At 75.0% G+C, this 16,796-nt stretch carries 14 protein-coding genes and 1 tRNA gene; 6 read left to right on the top strand and 9 right to left on the bottom strand.

What is annotated here, in order from left to right; genetic code table 11:
• Positions 1-35 precede the first annotated feature (35 nt).
• Positions 36-287: a DUF4235 domain-containing protein gene (locus JIG38_RS16640; RefSeq protein WP_199423089.1), complete on the top strand. Its 252-nt coding sequence runs from the start codon at positions 36-38 to the stop codon at positions 285-287.
• Positions 288-327: 40 nt separating this feature from the next.
• Here the strand turns inward: JIG38_RS16640 and mnhG are convergent, their stop codons facing one another.
• Genes mnhG through JIG38_RS16670 form a run of 6 tightly spaced genes read right to left on the bottom strand, consistent with a single transcriptional unit; the run spans position 328 to position 6,964 of the window.
• Entirely contained in the window at positions 328-702 is a 375-nt protein-coding gene (mnhG, locus tag JIG38_RS16645) for a monovalent cation/H(+) antiporter subunit G (RefSeq protein ID WP_199423088.1), read from the bottom strand.
• Positions 699-1,088 carry an MrpF/PhaF family protein gene (locus JIG38_RS16650; RefSeq protein ID WP_199423087.1) on the bottom strand — a complete coding sequence of 130 codons (390 nt, stop codon included), beginning with the start codon at positions 1,086-1,088 and terminating at the stop codon, positions 699-701. Before JIG38_RS16650 ends, mnhG begins: the two co-directional genes overlap by 4 nt.
• Entirely contained in the window at positions 1,085-1,678 is a 594-nt protein-coding gene (locus tag JIG38_RS16655) for a Na+/H+ antiporter subunit E (protein WP_199423086.1), read from the bottom strand. The genes JIG38_RS16650 and JIG38_RS16655 overlap by 4 nt, the downstream gene beginning before the upstream one ends.
• A complete protein-coding gene (locus JIG38_RS16660) occupies positions 1,675-3,267 on the bottom strand; it encodes a Na+/H+ antiporter subunit D (RefSeq protein WP_199423085.1) in 1,593 nt (530 codons plus the stop codon). Before JIG38_RS16660 ends, JIG38_RS16655 begins: the two co-directional genes overlap by 4 nt.
• A complete protein-coding gene (locus JIG38_RS16665; RefSeq protein WP_199423084.1) occupies positions 3,264-3,806 on the bottom strand; it encodes a Na(+)/H(+) antiporter subunit C in 543 nt (180 codons plus the stop codon). The genes JIG38_RS16660 and JIG38_RS16665 overlap by 4 nt, the downstream gene beginning before the upstream one ends.
• Entirely contained in the window at positions 3,803-6,964 is a 3,162-nt protein-coding gene (locus tag JIG38_RS16670) for a Na+/H+ antiporter subunit A (RefSeq protein WP_199423083.1), read from the bottom strand. Before JIG38_RS16670 ends, JIG38_RS16665 begins: the two co-directional genes overlap by 4 nt.
• Positions 6,965-7,263: 299 nt before the next feature.
• On the opposite strand from JIG38_RS16670, the gene JIG38_RS16675 reads away from it, so the two are divergent.
• The 3 genes from JIG38_RS16675 (at position 7,264) to helR (ending at position 12,558) form a co-directional block, all read left to right on the top strand.
• A complete protein-coding gene (locus tag JIG38_RS16675) occupies positions 7,264-7,785 on the top strand; it encodes a mycothiol transferase (protein ID WP_199423082.1) in 522 nt (173 codons plus the stop codon).
• 66 nt (positions 7,786-7,851) lie between these two features.
• Positions 7,852-10,266 carry a (Fe-S)-binding protein gene (locus JIG38_RS16680; protein WP_199423081.1) on the top strand — a complete coding sequence of 805 codons (2,415 nt, stop codon included), beginning with the start codon at positions 7,852-7,854 and terminating at the stop codon, positions 10,264-10,266.
• A gap of 132 nt (positions 10,267-10,398) precedes the next feature.
• A complete protein-coding gene (helR, locus tag JIG38_RS16685; protein WP_199423080.1) occupies positions 10,399-12,558 on the top strand; it encodes an RNA polymerase recycling motor ATPase HelR in 2,160 nt (719 codons plus the stop codon).
• Positions 12,559-12,579: 21 nt separating this feature from the next.
• On the opposite strand, the gene JIG38_RS16690 is transcribed toward helR, so the two are convergent.
• The 3 genes from JIG38_RS16690 to JIG38_RS16700 all read right to left on the bottom strand — a co-directional run bounded on the left by JIG38_RS16690 (position 12,580) and on the right by JIG38_RS16700 (position 15,341).
• Complete coding sequence (locus tag JIG38_RS16690; RefSeq protein ID WP_199423079.1) at positions 12,580-13,650, bottom strand: hypothetical protein; 1,071 nt, start codon at positions 13,648-13,650, stop codon at positions 12,580-12,582.
• A 65-nt stretch (positions 13,651-13,715) separates the two neighbouring features.
• Positions 13,716-14,291, bottom strand: coding sequence for a dCTP deaminase (gene dcd / locus JIG38_RS16695; RefSeq protein ID WP_199423078.1), 576 nt, complete (start codon positions 14,289-14,291; stop codon positions 13,716-13,718).
• A 63-nt stretch (positions 14,292-14,354) separates the two neighbouring features.
• Entirely contained in the window at positions 14,355-15,341 is a 987-nt protein-coding gene (locus JIG38_RS16700; RefSeq protein ID WP_199423077.1) for a pirin family protein, read from the bottom strand.
• Positions 15,342-15,416: 75 nt separating this feature from the next.
• On the opposite strand from JIG38_RS16700, the gene JIG38_RS16705 reads away from it, so the two are divergent.
• Complete coding sequence (locus JIG38_RS16705; RefSeq protein WP_199423076.1) at positions 15,417-15,740, top strand: GNAT family N-acetyltransferase; 324 nt, start codon at positions 15,417-15,419, stop codon at positions 15,738-15,740.
• Positions 15,741-16,304: 564 nt separating this feature from the next.
• A tRNA-Gly gene (locus tag JIG38_RS16710) sits at positions 16,305-16,375 on the top strand.
• The last annotated feature ends 421 nt before the right edge of the window (positions 16,376-16,796 follow it).

Here is a 16,796-nt window from a genome sequence, read left to right on the forward strand (position 1 = left end):
GCGTGGCCGCAGGATCGATCATCACAGGAGGAAGCGTGCGCGAGTCCGAGAAGGAGACCCTCGTCGCCAAGGGCGCGGGGCTGGCGATCGCCCTGGGCGCGGCGTGGCTCGCCAACCAGGTCATCGACCGTGGGTGGAGCAAGGTCCTCGGTCACAAGCCGCCGAAGGCGGAGGACCCGGGCGACGCCCGCTTCGGCGAGGTGCTCGCGGCCGCCGCGATCACGGGCGCCATCGTCGCGCTCGCGCGCGTGTTCGCCGCCCGCGGCACCGCCAAGCTCATCAAGTAGACCCCCGCACGCACGGCCACGGCCGCCGTCGCGCCGCGACTCACTCGCGCTCGGCGCGGTCGGCGGCCTCCATGTCCCGCGTCAGCTCGTCGACGACGAGCAGCTCGTTGCGGACCTTGCCCGTCCGGTAGCCGGCGCGCGAGACCATGTGCGCCGCGACGGGTGACGTGAGCATCTGGAACAGCACCACGAGCACGAGCATCCAGAGCACGTGCCCGTCGCGCAGCCGCAGCCCGAGACCCAGCATGAGCAGGACGAGGCCGAGCACCTGCGGCTTGGCGGCCGTGTGCATGCGCGCGAGCAGGTCCGGGAACCGCAGGAGGCCGACGCCGGCCGAGAAGGCGAGCAGCGAGCCGCCGAGCAGGCACAGCGCCGCGAGCACGTCGAGCACGGTCGTCCACGTGGAGGCGCTCACGAGACCTCCCCGTGCGCGAGCCCGCCGTGGTGCTCCTCGTCGACCGATCGGCGCTGGGCGTCGTCGGCCTCGATCCGCTCGTTCTCGAGCGCCGCGAGCTCGTCGCGCGTGAGGATGCGGCCCTCGCCCTCGGGCTCGACGGCGGCGAACCGCGCGACGGTCACGGACGCCACGAAGCCCACGAGCGCGAGCACGACGAGGATCGGCACCGTGTCGATGCGTCGCGACCACGCGGCCTCGAGGGCGATGGCGCCGACGAGGGCCCCCGTGAGGATGTCGAGCGCGATGGCGCGGTCGAGCATGCTCGGGCCCTTCTCGGCGCGGACGAGCGCGAGCACCGCGGCGGCGCCGAGCAGCGCGCCGCACACGAGGACGACGACGGTCATCGCTCACCTCCCGTGGTGGCGGCCTGGACGGCCCGGGGCTGCGGCCGGCGCGGCAGGTCGACCTGGTCGAGCTCCTCGTCGGACGCGAGGGCGCGCAGCACCCGGGACTCGGTGTCGAGCACGTGCTGCCGCGCGCCGTCGACGCCGCCCACCGAGTCGACGTCGAGCACGTGCACGTAGAGCATCCCCGAGATGCGGTGCGCCTCGACGACGACGGACCCGGGCACCAGCGAGCACAGCTGCGCCGTGAGGGTCAGGTACAGGTCCGAGTGGCTGCGGAGCTGGACCGCGATGACCGCGCTGCGCGGGGTGCGCCGCGGGTCGAGCGCGAGCCACGCGACCTGCGCGCTCGCGACCACGAGGTCGACCACGAAGCGGTGCACGAGGTAGAGCAGCGCCGGCACGTGCACGTGCCCGTGGAACTCGACGCGCGGCATCCGGAGCAGGCGCAGCGCGACGACGGCGACGAGGGCGCCGGACAGCACGTTGGCCCAGCTGAGGTCGCCCCACAGGAGCACCCACACGGCCGTGAGCCACGCCACGGCGACGAACGGCACGCCGGTGCTGCGCCGGCGCGGGTGCAGGCTCACCGGTCGTCCCCCTCGGTCGCGTCCTCGGCCTCGGCACCGGCCCCGGCCTCCTCGGCGACGTCGGCGGACTGGCCCTCGCCGCGCGCGCCGTCGGGCAGGACCGCCTGGACGTACTGCGCCGGGTCCCGCAGGGTCGCGGCGGCCCGCTCGGTGTACGCGAACAGCGGCCCGGCGACCACGGTGAGGCCCACGCCCACGACGACGAGCGCCGCGGCCGGGCCGACCATGCCGGCGGGCAGGCGCGTCGCGGGCGGCGTCACGGGCGCCGTCTGCCAGAACGCCTTGTTCCACGCCTTGACGATCGCGTAGAGCGTGAGCAGCGACGTCAGCGCCGCGGCCCCCACGAGCGCGTACGCGAGCGGGGTGCCGACGTCGACGCCGGCCTGGAGCAGCCCCGCCTTGCCGAGGAAGCCGGAGAACGGCGGGATGCCCGCGAGGTTCATGGCGGGCACGAAGAAGAGGACGGCGAGCAGGGGCGCGATCTTCGCGAGCCCGCCGAGGTCGTCGAGCGAGGTCGAGCCGCCGCGCCGCTCGACGAGGCCCACGACGAGGAAGAGCGTCGTCTGCACCGTGATGTGGTGCGCGACGTAGAAGATCGCCGACGCCAGGCCCTGGTCGGTCGACAGCGCGATCCCGAAGATCATGTAGCCGATGTGGCTGACCAGCGTGAACGAGACGAGTCGCTTGATGTCGTTCTGCGCGACGGCGCCGAGGATGCCGACCACCATCGTCGCGAGCGCGACCCACAGCAGCAGGGTGTCGGCGCGCCCGTCGGGGAAGAGCAGGGTCTGCGTGCGGATCACCGCGTACACGCCGACCTTGGTGAGCAGGCCCGCGAACACCGCGGTCACGGGCGCGGGCGCCGTCGGGTAGGAGTCGGGCAGCCACGCCGACAGCGGGAACACGGCGGCCTTGATGCCGAAGGCGAGCAGGAGCAGCAGCTGGAGCGCGAGCTGGACCGCCGGGTCGACCTCGGGCAGGCGCTCGGCGAGCTGCGCGAGGTTGACCGTGCCCGTGGCCGCGTACACGAGCGCGATCGCGAGCAGGAAGATCACGGACGACGCCAGCGACACGACGACGTAGATGGTGCCCGCGCGGATGCGCTCGCCCGTGCCGCCGAGCGTGATCAGCACGTACGACGCCGCCAGCAGGATCTCGAAGCCGACGTAGAGGTTGAAGAGGTCGCCCGAGAGGAAGGCGTTCGCGACGCCCGCGGTGAGCACCAGGTAGGTGGGGTGGAAGATCGCGATCGGGGTCTCGGCGTCCCCGTCCTCGACGCCCTGCGCGAGCGAGTAGAGCAGGACGCAGAGGGTCACGGCCGAGGAGACCGTGAGCATGAGCGCCGAGAGCCGGTCCGCGACGAGGTCGATCCCCACGGGCGCCGCCCAGCCGCCGACGTCGAGCACGAGCGGTCCGTCGTCGACGGCGCCGAGCAGGACGACCGAGGAGACGAGCACGGCGCTCAGCGCGACGACGCTGATGACGCCCTGCGCGCGCCCGTGGCGCCACAGCGCGAGCGCCAGGCCGGCCGCGAACAGCGGCACGACGACGGGCAGCGGGACCACCCAGGTGAGGTCGGTCGTGTTCACCGCGCCCCACCCCCCGGCGAGCCGTGCGAGCCGCGGGCCGCGGCCGCCTCGTCGAGCGTCTGGTGCAGCGCACCCTGGTCGACCGGCCCCGTCTCGTCGCGGACCAGCGCCGCGTCCTCGTCGAGGGTCGTCGTGACCTCGGCGTCGGCGTCCTCGAACGCGGCCTGGTCGGCGGCGGCGCGGCGCGCCGTGCGGCGGTCCTCGAGGTCGTCCTGCACCTCGTCGTGGCGGTTGAGCTGCCACGACCGGTACGCCATCGCGAGCAGGAACGCCGTCATGCCGAGCGTGATGACGATCGCGGTGAGCACCATCGCCTCGGGCAGCGGGTCGGTCATCCGGTCCTCGGGCGTCAGGCCGATGATCGGGGCGCCGCCCGCGCGGCCGCCCGCGACGAGGAAGAGCAGGTTCACCGCGTTCCCGAGCACGATGACGCCGAGCAGCACGCGCGACAGGCTGCGCTCGAGGAGCAGGTACACGCCGACCGTGACGAGCACGACGATCGTCGCGACGAGCGCGAGGCTGGGACTGGTGTCGATCACGCGCCACCTCCGCCGGTCGGGACGTGCTGGGTGGCCAGCGTCGTGGTCTCGGCCGCGAGGCCGTGGGTCTGCGGCGCGACGGGGAGCTCGTCGCTCACGTCGGCCGTGCCGGCCTCCTCGCTCTGCCGGTCGATCTCGGCGCCGAGGCTGCGCAGGATGTCGAGCACGAGGCCGATGACGACGAGGAAGACGCCGACGTCGAAGAAGAGGGACGTGACGAGCTTGACCGCGCCCAGCACGGGGAGCGTGAACTCGATGATCACGCTCTGCAGCACGGAGCCGCCCGCGAGGATCGCGACGAGCCCGACGCCCGCCGAGAGGAAGAGGCCCGAGCCGAGCAGCAGGCCGGGGTGGACGGGGGCGGCCTCGCCGAGCTCGTACCGGCCGCCGGCGAGGTAGCGCACGATGAGCGCGATGCCCACGACGAGGCCCGCGGCGAAGCCGCCGCCCGGCGCGTTGTGGCCCGAGAACAGCAGGAAGACCGCGAAGACGATCATCGAGTGGAAGAGCATGCGCGTGGTGATCTCGAGGATCACCGAGCGGCGCTGCGGCGCGAGGGTGCGGCCGCCGCGCAGCCACTCGCGCTGACGGTTGTCCCCGAGCGCGGGAGCCACGGGGCCGCGCCGGCGCCGGGCCGTCGTACCGCCGTCCGCGGCCTCGGCGTCGGCGTCGTCGTCCACGCGCGCCGAGGCCTCCGCGTGCGCGAACCCGCGTCGGCGCAGCGCGGCCATGGGGTCGCCGCCCCGGTCCCAGACGAGGCGGTCGCCCTCGACGTCGCGCGTGCGCAGCACGTCGCCGCTGCGCCGGCTGAGGAAGATGAGCGACGCGACGCCGGTCGCCGCCACGAGCAGCACCGAGATCTCGCCCATGGTGTCCCACGCGCGGATGTCGACGAGCGTGACGTTGACGATGTTCTTGCCGCCGCCGTAGACGTAGGCCTCCTCGGGGTAGTCGACCGAGACGGGCACGTGCACGCGCGCGTTGGGGACGACGAGGGCGAGGGCCCCCACGGTGAGTCCGACGGCCGCGCCGATCGCGAGCCGGACCCAGCGGCTCGCCGCGAGCGGGCGCACGGAGAAGTACGCGGGCAGGCGCCGCAGCACGAGGACGAAGACGACGAGCGTGATGGTCTCAACGAGCACCTGGGTGAGCGCGAGGTCCGGCGCGCCGTGGAGCACGAAGAGCGCGCCGACGCCGTACCCGCTGACGCCCGCGAGGACGACCGCCTTGAGCCGGCGCCGGGCGCGAGCGGCGAGGACGGCCGAGACCGCGGTGAGGGCGCCCGCGACGAGCTGGACGGGCGTGTCCCACGCACGCACGGCCGGGTCGTCGAGCACCGGGCCCGTGAGCAGCGCGCCGGTGCCGAGCACGACGAAGACGACGAGGATCGTACCGAGGTACAGGGGCAGCGAGCCTCGCTGCGTGACGGCGGTGACGTCGGCGGCGAGGTCGTCCAGGCGCCGCATGGTGCGCCGGTAGACGGTGTCCGCCTCGAGCGGGACCGACACGCGCGCCTGGGCACGCTCGACCGCCGCGCGCCGGAGGAAGAGGGCGCCGCCGAGCGCGAGGATGACCACCGTCAGCCCGAGCGCGGGCGTGGGGCCGGCCCACAGGACGAGGTGGCCCGGGTCGCCGGGGAGCGTGTCCGCGTACGGGCTGAGCAGCTCCTCGCCGAAGGACGGGACGAGCGCCGCCGCGAGACCGAGCATCGCGAGCACGGCCGCGGGGACGACGAGGACGAGCGAGGGCCGGCTCACCGTGACGGGATCCTCGACGGCGAGCGCGCCGGCCGGCGCCGGCTCGCCGCCCGCGGGCACGACGGCGGGCGCCTCGCGCACCGGCGTCGACGGCCGGTCGGGCCGCTTGCGCGCGAACGCGCCCCACCAGAACCGCAGGCCGTAGGCGACCGTGAGCGCCGAGCCGAGCACCATGGCCGCGACGACGAGGGCGCCCGGCACCGTGCCGACGTCGTGCAGCAGCGCCTCGAGCGCCGCCTCCTTGGCGACGTAGCCGGCGAACGGCGGGAGGCCGATCATCGACGCCGTCGCGAGCGCGCCGGTCGCGGCGGTGATCGGCAGCTCGCGGCCGACGCCCGAGAGGCGGCGCAGGTCGCGCGTCCCCGTCGCGGCGTCGACGACGCCGACCGTGAGGAACAGCGAGGCCTTGAACATCGCGTGGGCGCCGAGCATCGCGATGCCGGCGAGAGCAGCGGCCCGGGACCCCGACCCGACGAGCATGATCAGCAGGCCGAGCTGGCTCACCGTGCCGAAGGCGAGCACGAGCTTGAGGTCGTACTGCCGCAGCGCGCGGTAGCCGCCGTGCACGAGCGTCCAGCTGCCGAGGCCGAGGACGACGACCTGCCACGCGGTGAGCTCGGCGAAGCCGGGGGCGAAGCGCGCGACGAGGTACACGCCGGCCTTCACCATCGCGGCGGCGTGGAGGTAGGCGGAGACCGGCGTCGGCGCCGCCATCGCCGACGGCAGCCAGAAGTGCAGGGGGACCAGCGCGGACTTGCTCACGGCGCCGAGCAGCAGCAGCACGACGGCGACCGTCACCGCGGTGCCGGCGGGCGGGGAGGCGAGGACCTCGGAGATCCGGTACGTCCCTGCGGTCTCGCCGACGAGGACCATCCCCACCAGCATCGCGAGGCCGCCCGCGGTCGTGACGATGATCGCCTGCATCGCGGCGCGGCGCGACGCCTTGCGGTCCGCGTAGTGGCCGATGAGCAGGTACGAGAAGACGGTCGTGAGCTCCCAGAACACGTAGAGGAGCAACATGTCGTCGGTGGTGACGACGCCGAGCATCGAGCCGGCGAAGGCGACGAGCACCGCGCCGAAGCGGCCCAGCCCCGAGGCCGACGAGGAGAAGTAGGCCGAGCAGTAGACGAGCACGAGCGCGCCGACCCCGCCGACCAGCAGCACCATGAGCCACGAGAGCGTGTCGAGCCGGAACGCCAGCTCCATGCCGAGCTGGGGCACCCACTCGACCACCTCGACCGGGCCGTCGCCGGCCATGACGGCCCGCGTGTGGCTCAGCGCCCACACGGCGGCCGACGCGGGCGCGAGGGCGAGCACGAGGAAGACCCGTCGGCCGAGCACCCGGGCCAGTGCGGGCGCGCCGAGGGCCACGAGCAGGTGGACCGCGAGCAGCAGCAGCACGTCCGGCTCCGTCCTGTCAGGGCGGGTGGTCGGTCGGTCGTTCAGGAGGCCCGCAGCGGGTGCGCGAGGGCAGGCCCGCCGGGGCCGGTCGTGTCGGTCGATGGTGACGGGGAGCCCCGCCTGCCCCCGGGGCGCGGTGCACCCCGGGACGCGGCCCAGTCTACCGGCCGCCTCAGGCGTCCCCCCGCGCTGGGCAAACGCTTGGCAAACGAACGGCGGACCGAGGACCTCGGCCGGCGCGCGGGGCGCCAGGACCCGGCCTAGCGTCGACGGGTGACCGACGACGGAGGGACGACGGCATGACGACGACGACGGTGACCACGGCCGAGGTGCTCACGGACGCGTTCGGGCGCGTCCGGGACGCGGTGCACGCCGCGGTGGCGGACCTCTCGACCGACGACCTCGCCCGGCCGCCCGCGCCCGGCGCCAACACCGTCGCCTGGCTCGTGTGGCACCTCACGCGCGTGCAGGACGACCACGTCGCGGACGCCTTCGGCGGCACCCAGGTGTGGTCCGACGAGGGCTGGGCCGAGCGCCTCGACCTGCCCCTGCCGCGCGACGCGACGGGCTACGGCGCGCGCCCCGAGGACGTCCTCGCGGTGCGCGCGCCCGCCGACCTCCTGCTCGGCTACCACGACGCCGTCCACGCGCGGACGGTGGCGCTGGTCGCCGGGGTCGGGGCCGACGACCTCGCGCGCGTCGTCGACGCGTCGTGGGACCCGCCCGTGACGCTCGCCGTCCGGCTGGTGAGCGTCATCGAGGACGACCTCCAGCACGCGGGTCAGGCCGCCTACGTGCGCGGGCTGCTGCTGCGCACCTGACGGACGCCCCGCGGGGACCCGGCGGCGGTCCCGGGCGGGCGTCGGCCGAGCGGCTAGCGTGGCGCCGTGAGCCCGCTCCAGATCGTCGCGCTGCTGCTCGCCCTCGTCGCGACGGTCGTCGGGGTGTGGGTCTTCACGCTCGGCCTGCGCGCGATCGTCCGGACGGTCCGCCGCGGCGGGCCCGCCGCCGGGCGCACCGACCACCCGGGCCGCCGGACCTGGCTCGTGGTGCGCGAGGTGCTCGGCCACGGGCGGTTCCAGCACCGCCCGTTCGTCCGCGTCGCGCACTGGGCCGTCATGGTCAGCTTCCCGGTGCTCTTCCTCACGCTGGTCTCGGCGTACGGCCAGATCGTCGACCCGACGTTCGTGCTGCCGGTCGTCGGGCACCTCCTGCCGTTCGAGTGGCTCGTCGAGGTGTTCGCCTGGCTCGGCCTGCTCGGCATCGTGGTGCTCGTCGTCGTGCGGCAGCGCGAGCACCCGCGACGCGGGCGGTCCGCCGCGGGCCGGCCGTCCGCGGCGGTCGCGACGCCCGTGGGCGACGAGGCGCCGCCCGGGCGCCGCGCGTCGCGGTTCTTCGGCTCGAACGTCGGCCAGGCGTACTTCGTCGAGGCGATCATCGGCGCCGTCGTCGTGTGCGTGCTGCTGCTGCGCGGGCTCGAGTACGCGCTGGCGGTGCAGCAGGCGACGTTCGGCTGGTTCGCGTACGAGCCGCTGCCGTCCGAGGCCGAGCTCGCGTTGGTCACGATCGTCCCGCCCACCATCCACTTCCCGCTGACCGCGTGGTTCGGGCAGTGGTTCACCGGGCTGGACCCCGCCACGCTCGGCACCGCCATCGTCGTCGTCGCGCTGCTGAAGATCCTCACCTCGATGCTGTGGATGGTCGTCGTCGGGCGTCGGCCGGCGATGGGTGTCTCGTGGCACCGGTTCCTCGCGGTGGTCAACGTGTGGGCGCGGCGCGAGGTCGACGGTCGGCCCGCGCTCGGCCCGCTGCCGCCGGTGCGCGTCGGCGGCGAGGCGGTCGACTTCGACAAGGTCGACGAGCTGCCCGAGGACGCGCGGCTCGGCGTCGGGCGCATCGAGGACTTCACGTGGAAGGGCCTGCTCGACTTCTCGACGTGCACCGAGTGCGGGCGCTGCCAGGAGCAGTGCCCCGCGTGGAACACGGGCAAACCGCTCTCGCCCAAGCTCGTCGTCACGGCGCTGCGCGACCACGCCTACGCGACGGCGCCGTGGCTCCAGGTCGCCGCCAACGCGTCGACCGAGCCCGCCGGGCACACCGCGACCACAGGCCACGTGCCCGTGCCGTGGGCACTGGGCGCCGCGCCGACGCCCGCCCCCGACGCCCACGCCGACCTCGACGTCCTCTCCCTCGTGGGCGACGTCGTCGACCCGCAGGCGCTGTGGGACTGCACGATGTGCGGCGCGTGCGTGCAGCAGTGCCCGGTCGACATCGAGCACGTCGACCACGTCGTCGACCTGCGGCGCAACCAGGTGCTCATGGAGTCGGCGTTCCCCGACGAGCTCGGCCCGATGTTCACCAAGCTCGAGCGGCAGTCGAACCCGTGGGGCCTGCCCGCGCGCCAGCGGCTCGACTGGGCGAAGGGCCTGCCGTTCGCGGTGCCGGTCGTCGGGCGCGACGTCGAGGACGCGTCCGAGGTCGACTACCTGTTCTGGGTCGGCTGCGCCGGCGCGTACGAGGACCGGGCGAAGAAGACCACGCGCGCGGTCGCCGAGCTGCTCGACCTCGCGGGCGTGAGCTTCGCCGTGCTGGGCGACGGCGAGTCCTGCACGGGTGACCCGGCGCGCCGCGCGGGCAACGAGTTCCTCTTCCAGATGCTCGCGCAGGCGAACGTCGCGGCGCTCACCGAGGCGAAGGCGCAGCGCATCGTCGTGACGTGCGCGCACTGCTTCAACACGATCGCGCGCGAGTACCCGCAGGTCGGCGGCCGGTACGACGTCGTCCATCACACCGAGCTGCTCGACCGGCTCGTGGGCGAGGGTCGCCTGACGCCGGTCGCGCGACCCGCCGACGGCGACGCCGGTACGGAGGATGCGGCAGGTGCGGCGGCTGCGGCGGGGAGCACCGAAGACGTCGTGACCTACCACGACCCCTGCTTCCTCGGCCGGCACAACGACATCTACACGCCGCCGCGCGAGCTGCTCGGCGCGCTGCCCGGGGTGCGGCTGGCCGAGATGCCGCGCACGCGCGAGCGGTCCTTCTGCTGCGGCGGCGGCGGCGCGCGCGTGTGGATGGAGGAGACGACCGGGACCCGCATCGGCACCGACCGCGCGGCCGAGGCGCTCGCGACGGGCGCGTCCGCGATCGCCACCGCGTGCCCCTTCTGCACGATCATGCTCACCGACGGCGTCGCCGCGGCGTCGGAGGCCGCGCCGGGCGAGGGCGGCGCTGCGGCCGCCAAGCCCGAGGTGCTCGACGTCGCGCGCCTGCTGCTCGACGCGGTCCGGCCGCCCCAGCCCTGAGCGGGGCGCCGGCGGCGGGTCGGCGACCTCTCGCCACTCTCAACGTATAGAGCACCCGGGGGCTTGCGGCAAGGCCCCCCTCACGGCGAAGAATCGCCGCCCTCAGCCACCTCACGCAGACGGGCGGACGCCGTGAACCCCCTCGCCACCAGCGCCTTCGACCTCCCGGACCACCTCGCAGCCAAGCGCGACCCCGCGCTCGTCGAGCTGGACGAGCGGCACTTCGCCGCGATCGCCGCGAGCCTGGACCAGCAGGTCGCCGAGCTCGCCGACCGCCTCGACGCGCGCCGCCGCGAGCCGGGCCGCTCGGGCACCGCGGCGCTCGAGCGCGACCAGGGGGTGCACCGCCTGAGCGCGCGACTGCGGATGCTGCGCCGCTTCGGCCTCGACCTCTGCCTGGGCCGCATGGTCCCTGCCGACGGCGAGCCCGTGTACGTGGGCCGCGTCGGCCTGACCGACGCGGACGGGGCGCGGCTCCTCGTCGACTGGCGCACGCCCGCGGCCGAGCCGTTCTTCGGCGCGACCCACGCGGACCCCAGGGGCCTGCGCAGCCGACGGCGGTACCGCTGGACCGCAGGCCGCGTGAGCGACTACTGGGACGAGGTGTTCACGCCGGAGGGCCTGGACGGGCGCGTCGCCCTCGACGACCAGTCGGCGTTCGTCGCGAGCCTCGCCGCGCACCGGTCGGGCCGCATGCGCGACGTGCTCGGCACCATCCAGGCCGACCAGGACGCGATCATCCGGGCCGGCTCGCACGGGACGCTCGTGGTCGACGGCGGCCCGGGCACCGGCAAGACTGTCGTCGCGCTGCACCGCGCGGCATACCTCCTGCACGCGGACCCGCGGGTCGGGCACCGGCGCGGCGGCGTGCTCGTCGTCGGGCCGAGCCGGCCCTACCTGGCGTACGTCGCCGACGTGCTGCCCGGCCTGGGCGAGGAGGGCGTGCGCACGTGCACCCTGGCCGACCTCGTGCCCGAGGGCGCGGCGGCGCCGCCCGAGGCCGATCCCGAGGTCGCCCGCCTGAAGTCCGACCTCGCGATGGTCGGTGCGCTCGAGCCGGCCGTCCGCTTCCACGAGAACCCGCCGACGGCGCCGCTCGCGCTGACAACGCCGTGGGGAGACGTCGAGGTCACGAGCGCCGCGTGGGCCGAGGCCTTCGCCGCGCCGGACCCGGGCACGCCTCACAACGAGGCGCAGGACGTCATCCTCGAGGCGCTGCTCGACCTGCTCGTCGACGCCTCCGACGACGAGGAGGTCCCGGCCGAGCAGCTGCGCCGGGCGCTGCGCCGCGACCTCGCGCGCGCCGTGGCCCGCGCCTGGCCGCTGCTCGAGGCGACCGACGTCGTCGGCGACCTGTGGACCGTGCCCGCCTACCTCCGGCTGTGCGCGCCGTGGCTCACGCGGGACGAGGTGCGCGCGCTCCAGCGCTCCGACCCGCACGCGTGGACGCGGGCGGACCTCCCGCTGCTCGACGCCGCCCGGCGCCGGCTGGGCGACCCGGAGGCATCGCGACGTCGCCGCCGCGCCGAGGCGACGGCCGCCGTCGAGCGCGCGCGCATGGCCGACGTCGTCGCCGACCTGGTCGCGGCCGACGACTCCGAGCTGCTGGTCATGTCCATGCTGCGCGGCGAGGACCTGCGTCGCGCCCTCGTCGACCCTGGAGCCCTGCCCACGGCGGACCCGGACGTGCTCGCAGGACCCTTCGCGCACGTCGTCGTCGACGAGGCGCAGGAGCTCACGGACGCGGAGTGGCAGATGCTGCTCGCGCGGTGCCCGTCGCGGAGCCTCACCGTGGTCGGCGACCGGGCGCAGGCGCGCCACGGGTTCACCGAGTCGTGGGCGGAGCGCCTCGAGCGGGTCGGTCTGCGCGACGTGCGCCTCGCCTCGCTGAGCATCAACTACCGCACGCCCGAGGAGGTCATGGCCGCCGCCGAGCCGGTCATCCGCGCGGCGCTGCCCGACGCGAACGTGCCGACGTCGGTGCGGCGCGGCGGCGCACCCGTGCTCCACGCGCCCGCGTCCGAGCTCGACGCGGTCCTCGGGCGGTGGCTCGCCGAGCACGGCGGCACGGCGTGCGTCGTCGGCGACCCGACGTTCGTCGCGACCGAGCGCGTGCGGTCGCTCGCGCCCGAGACGACGAAGGGCCTCGAGTTCGACCTGGTCGTGCTCGCGGACCCGGCGACCTGGGATGACGGCGCCGCGGGCGAGGGTGCGATCGAGCGCGCGGTCGACCGCTACGTGGCGATGACCCGCGCGACGCAGCAGCTCGTGGTGCTCGACGGCGGCAGGTGAGGCCGCCGGGGGACGGCGCGGCTAGAGGTCCGCCGGGTCGACGATGAAGTCCATCTGGTCGGTGATCTCCCCGCCGACCGCCTTGTGGACCGCGCGGGTCAGGGCGATGACCAGCGGCGTCGCCCGCCCGCGCGCGACCTTGTGCTGGAGCGACGGGCGCTCCTGCTCGCGGTCGGCGAGGTCGGTCGGCTCCCAGCGGACGCGGTACGCGACGGCGCCCTGGGCGGCCCACGGGACCTGCGCGATCACGGGCGGCACGCGCGTCTCGCCCGCCACCTCGAGCGCGATCATGCCGTCGAGGTCGAGGTCGGCGAGCGCGCCGTAGCCGGTCATGGGCGGCGGGTCGGTGAGCGCGCTGATGTCGTGGTCGTCGGCCGCGGCGTGCAGGCCGCGCCGCATCTCGGGCGTGAGCCGGTCGGTGCCGGGCACGGGCTCGGCGTGCCGGCGCGGTCCCGCCCACTGCGGCGTCGGGAGGTTGAGGTAGGCGCGCGGCAGCGCCTGGCGCATCACCGTGAGCGCGGCCTCGGGCTCGAGCCAGATGTCGGTCCAGACCGTGAGGTCGACGGCGGCCGCCGGGTCGGGCACCAGCAGGGCGGACGGGCTCCCGCCCCGCGCGCTCGTCCGCACCGCCCCGCCCAGGCGCCGGGCGGCGGCCAGCAGCCACGCGACCGTGCGCTCCTCGTCGCGCACCGGGAGGCCCTCGGGGAACGCGCGTCGCATCCCGTCCCGGTCGCCGCCGTACGGGAACGGCCGGTCGCCGCGCTCGACTGGCGCTACGACGACGTACGCGACCCCGGCCGCGGCGGGCAGCCCGAGCGCCGCGGCCGCGACCTTGTCCACCGTGTACGGCCCCTCGAGCACCGAGTGGCGCGAGAGCCGCAGCGCCCCGGGCGGCGCCGTCGTGACCCGCAGGCCGCGCGCCCCGCCCGTGGGCCGGGGCGGCGCCGCGCTCGGCTCGCGCTCCCAGGCCGCGCGCGGGAACCGGCTCACGACCAGCGCCTCGACCTCGTCCGGCCCGACGTCGCCCGGCAGCACCAGCAGGTGATGGGCGACGACGTCGGCGGCGGTCGGGTCCAGGGCGGGGAACGGCATGCGGGGCACTCTAGGTCGCGTCTGTTGCGGGCGTGGGTCCTGCGTGTTGCCCGGCCCGGACGGGCTCAGACCTGCGTGCGATGGAAGTTCTGGAAGGAGCGCGAGGCCGTCGGGCCGCGCTGGCCCTGGTAGCGCGAGCCGTACGCGCTCGAGCCGTAGGGCTGCTCCGCGGCCGACGACAGCCGGAAGAAGCACATCTGGCCGATCTTCATGCCGGGCCAGAGCTTGATCGGCAGCGTCGCGACGTTGGACAGCTCGAGCGTCACGTGCCCCGTGAAGCCGGGGTCGATGAAACCGGCCGTCGAGTGCGTGAGCAGGCCGAGGCGGCCGAGCGAGGACTTGCCCTCGAGGCGCGCGGCGACGTCGTCGGGCAGCGTGACGGCCTCGTAGGTGGACCCGAGCACGAACTCGCCGGGGTGCAGGATGAACGGCTCGTCGCGCTCGACCTCGACCAGGCGCGTGAGGTCGGGCTGGTCCTGCGCCGGGTCGATGAACGGGTACTTGTGGTTGTCGAACAGGCGGAAGAACTTGTCGAGCCGCACGTCGATGCTCGACGGCTGGAGCATCGAGGGCTCGTACGGGTCGAGCAGGATCCGGCCGGAGTCGAGCTCGGTGCGGATGTCGCGGTCGCTGAGCAGCACGGCCACACGCTAGCGGGTGGGGGTCGGCGCCGGGCCCGGCCGTTCAGGCGCCGTCGGCCGCCGTCACCCTCGCGGCAGCAGGCGCGTCCCCGGCAGCACGGGCGCGGGCAGCGCGGCGCCCGGGTACCCCGGCACGACGCCGAACCGCTCGTCCGGGGCGCCTGCGATCTCGGCCTGCCACTGCGCACGCGCCGCGGCGACCTCGTCGTGGTCCGTGCCGATGAAGTTCCACCACATGACGACGCGCTCGCCGAGCGGCTCGCCGCCGAGCAGCAGGAGGCGCAGGTCCTCGCCGGGCTGCGCGCGCAGACGCACGCGCGACGGTCCGTCCTCACCCGCCGAGGGCAGGTACGCGAGCTCGGCGGGCACGACGACGCGCCCGGCCACCTCGAGCGTGCCCGTGTCCACGAGCAGCCCGTGCTCGAAGGCCGGGTCGAGGTCGAGCTCGAGCTCGCCGCCGGCCGGGACGCGCACCTCCGCCCCGACGAGCGGCGAGAAGGTGCGCACGGGCGACGTCGTGCCCGCGAGGGTGCCGAGGAAGACGCGCAGCTCGGCGCCCGGGGCGCCGTCGGGCGCGACGACGGGCGGCACGTAGTGGTCGAAGGCCGGGGCGGTGGCGCGGGCGTGCGCGGGGAGCAGGGTCCACAGCTGGACGCCGTGGAGCACGGTCGTCGCGGCCGTCGAGGTCTCCGAGTGCGCGATGCCGCGGCCGGCGGTCATGAGGTTCATCTCGCCCGGGCGGACCATCGCGTGCGTGCCGAGGCTGTCGCGGTGCTCGATCTCGCCGCTGAACAGCCAGCTCACGGTCTGGAGCCCGGTGTGCGGGTGGGGCGGGACGTCCATGCCGCCGGTGAGGGCGACGTCGTCAGGCCCGTAGTGGTCGGCGAAGCAGAAGGCCCCGACGAAGGAGCGCGCGCGCTGGGGGAGGGTGCGGCGCACGGTCATGGAGCGGACGCCGCCGAGCGGGACGTCGCGCGGGGTGAGCACCTCGACGCCCGTCGTGGCCGACGTGCAGACGAGCTCGCTGGGCGCCTGCTCGAGGTTCGTCACGTGCGCTCCTTCGGGTGCTCGCGGGCCGGCCGCCGCCGCCGCGCCGGGCGCCGGGGCTCGTCGTACGGTGACGCCATGGAGAACACCGGCGCCGCCCCCGACCTTCCGAGCGACGGCGAGGTGGAGGTGCCGGTGCAGGTACGACGTGACGGTTCACGGTACGTCGCGACGCTGCGCGGCGAGGAGGTCGGCGCGTCCTACGTGCGCGAGCACGGCGACCGCGTGACGTTCACGCACACCGAGGTCGACCCGGACGCCGAGGGCCACGGCATCGGCTCGACGCTCGTGCGCTGGGCGCTCGACGACGTCCGGTCGCGCGGCGCGAGCGTGGACCCGCAGTGCCCCTTCGTCGCCGCGTACATCCGCCGGCACCCGGAGTACCAGGACCTCGTCGCCTGACGACGGCGCACCGCGGGGCGGCGCGGGCAGGGCCGTCTCGCCCGGACAACGCGAAGGCCCCCCGGAGTAAGCGTCCGAGGGGCCCTGCGTGACCGTCAGCCGCGACCCCGGCGGACCGGGGGGCACGACCTCCGCTGCGGCGATGCGGCCGACCGTCCGTGCGGCGAGCCGCACGTCGGTCGGTGACGACCTGCCTCCCGGGCCCGTCGGACGCCTGCGTCGCCATCCACAGCCCGCCAGGTCACCCAGGCGGGACGGTCCGTCGTTCTCCGGTCGGCCGGCGGTGCGACACCCGTCCGGTCCAGGTCTCCCTGGTCCGGCGCCGGTCCCGCACTGCCGTTGGAGCAGTTGTAGACCCGTCCTGCGAGCGCTCACAAGGGACTCCGGCGGCCGAGTTTCGGCACGCCCTCCGTGCACAGCGCTGTCCACAGCTAGGCGCGCTCACGCGGGAATCTGTGCCCAACCCTGTGGACAAAATCTGTTCACAGCGGGCAGCGCGGACCCGGCGGGTGCGGCCCGCGGCGCCGGGTATGATCGGTCCGCGCGCCCGGCAGCCGGGCGCTCGCGGGTGTAGTTCAGTGGCAGAACTTCAGCTTCCCAAGCTGATAGCGCGGGTTCGATTCCCGTCACCCGCTCCGTCGTAGGAGGTCAGGCGCTTGTGGCGTCTACGTCCTACCTCTTCAGGACGCCCGCGAAGACCCGCTCGACACACCCCCATCGCCGCGTCAGCGGCGCAATCCGCCGGCCCTCCTCGGGTCCCTGGCGGGCCGCTGCACGAAGCCGGACGACGGGCGGTCGCTCGGGACGTTTCGGACCAAGACGGAGGCCGATCGGGCGCTCGCCCACAAGACGTCCCGGATGGCTCGCGGGCTGTGGCACGACCTCCGCCGCGGCGAGCAAGGGGGGTTGGCGACTACCGGCGGCGAATGCATCGCCTCCCCGCGAGGTCCTGGCCTACAGCGCGCGGGCTTTGTACATGCAGCCGCAGGAGCAGTGGATCGGCGCGCCACTACCGCTCGCACGAGCGGGCGGCCGAGAGCGGACTGTGCGTCTTGA

Source organism: Actinotalea solisilvae (assembly GCF_016464425.1).
GTDB classification, from domain to species: Bacteria; Actinomycetota; Actinomycetes; order Actinomycetales; family Cellulomonadaceae; genus Actinotalea; species Actinotalea solisilvae.

What these genes read in the sequence shown, in the direction of transcription:
- JIG38_RS16650 (WP_199423087.1), bottom strand. Translation starts at nt 1,088, where the DNA reads ATGACCGTCGTCGTCCTCGTGTGCGGCGCGCTGCTCGGCGCCGCCGCG.
- JIG38_RS16675 (WP_199423082.1), top strand. Translation starts at nt 7,264, where the DNA reads ATGACGACGACGACGGTGACCACGGCCGAGGTGCTCACGGACGCGTTC.
- JIG38_RS16690 (WP_199423079.1), bottom strand. Translation starts at nt 13,650, where the DNA reads ATGCCGTTCCCCGCCCTGGACCCGACCGCCGCCGACGTCGTCGCCCAT.
- JIG38_RS16705 (WP_199423076.1), top strand. Translation starts at nt 15,417, where the DNA reads ATGGAGAACACCGGCGCCGCCCCCGACCTTCCGAGCGACGGCGAGGTG.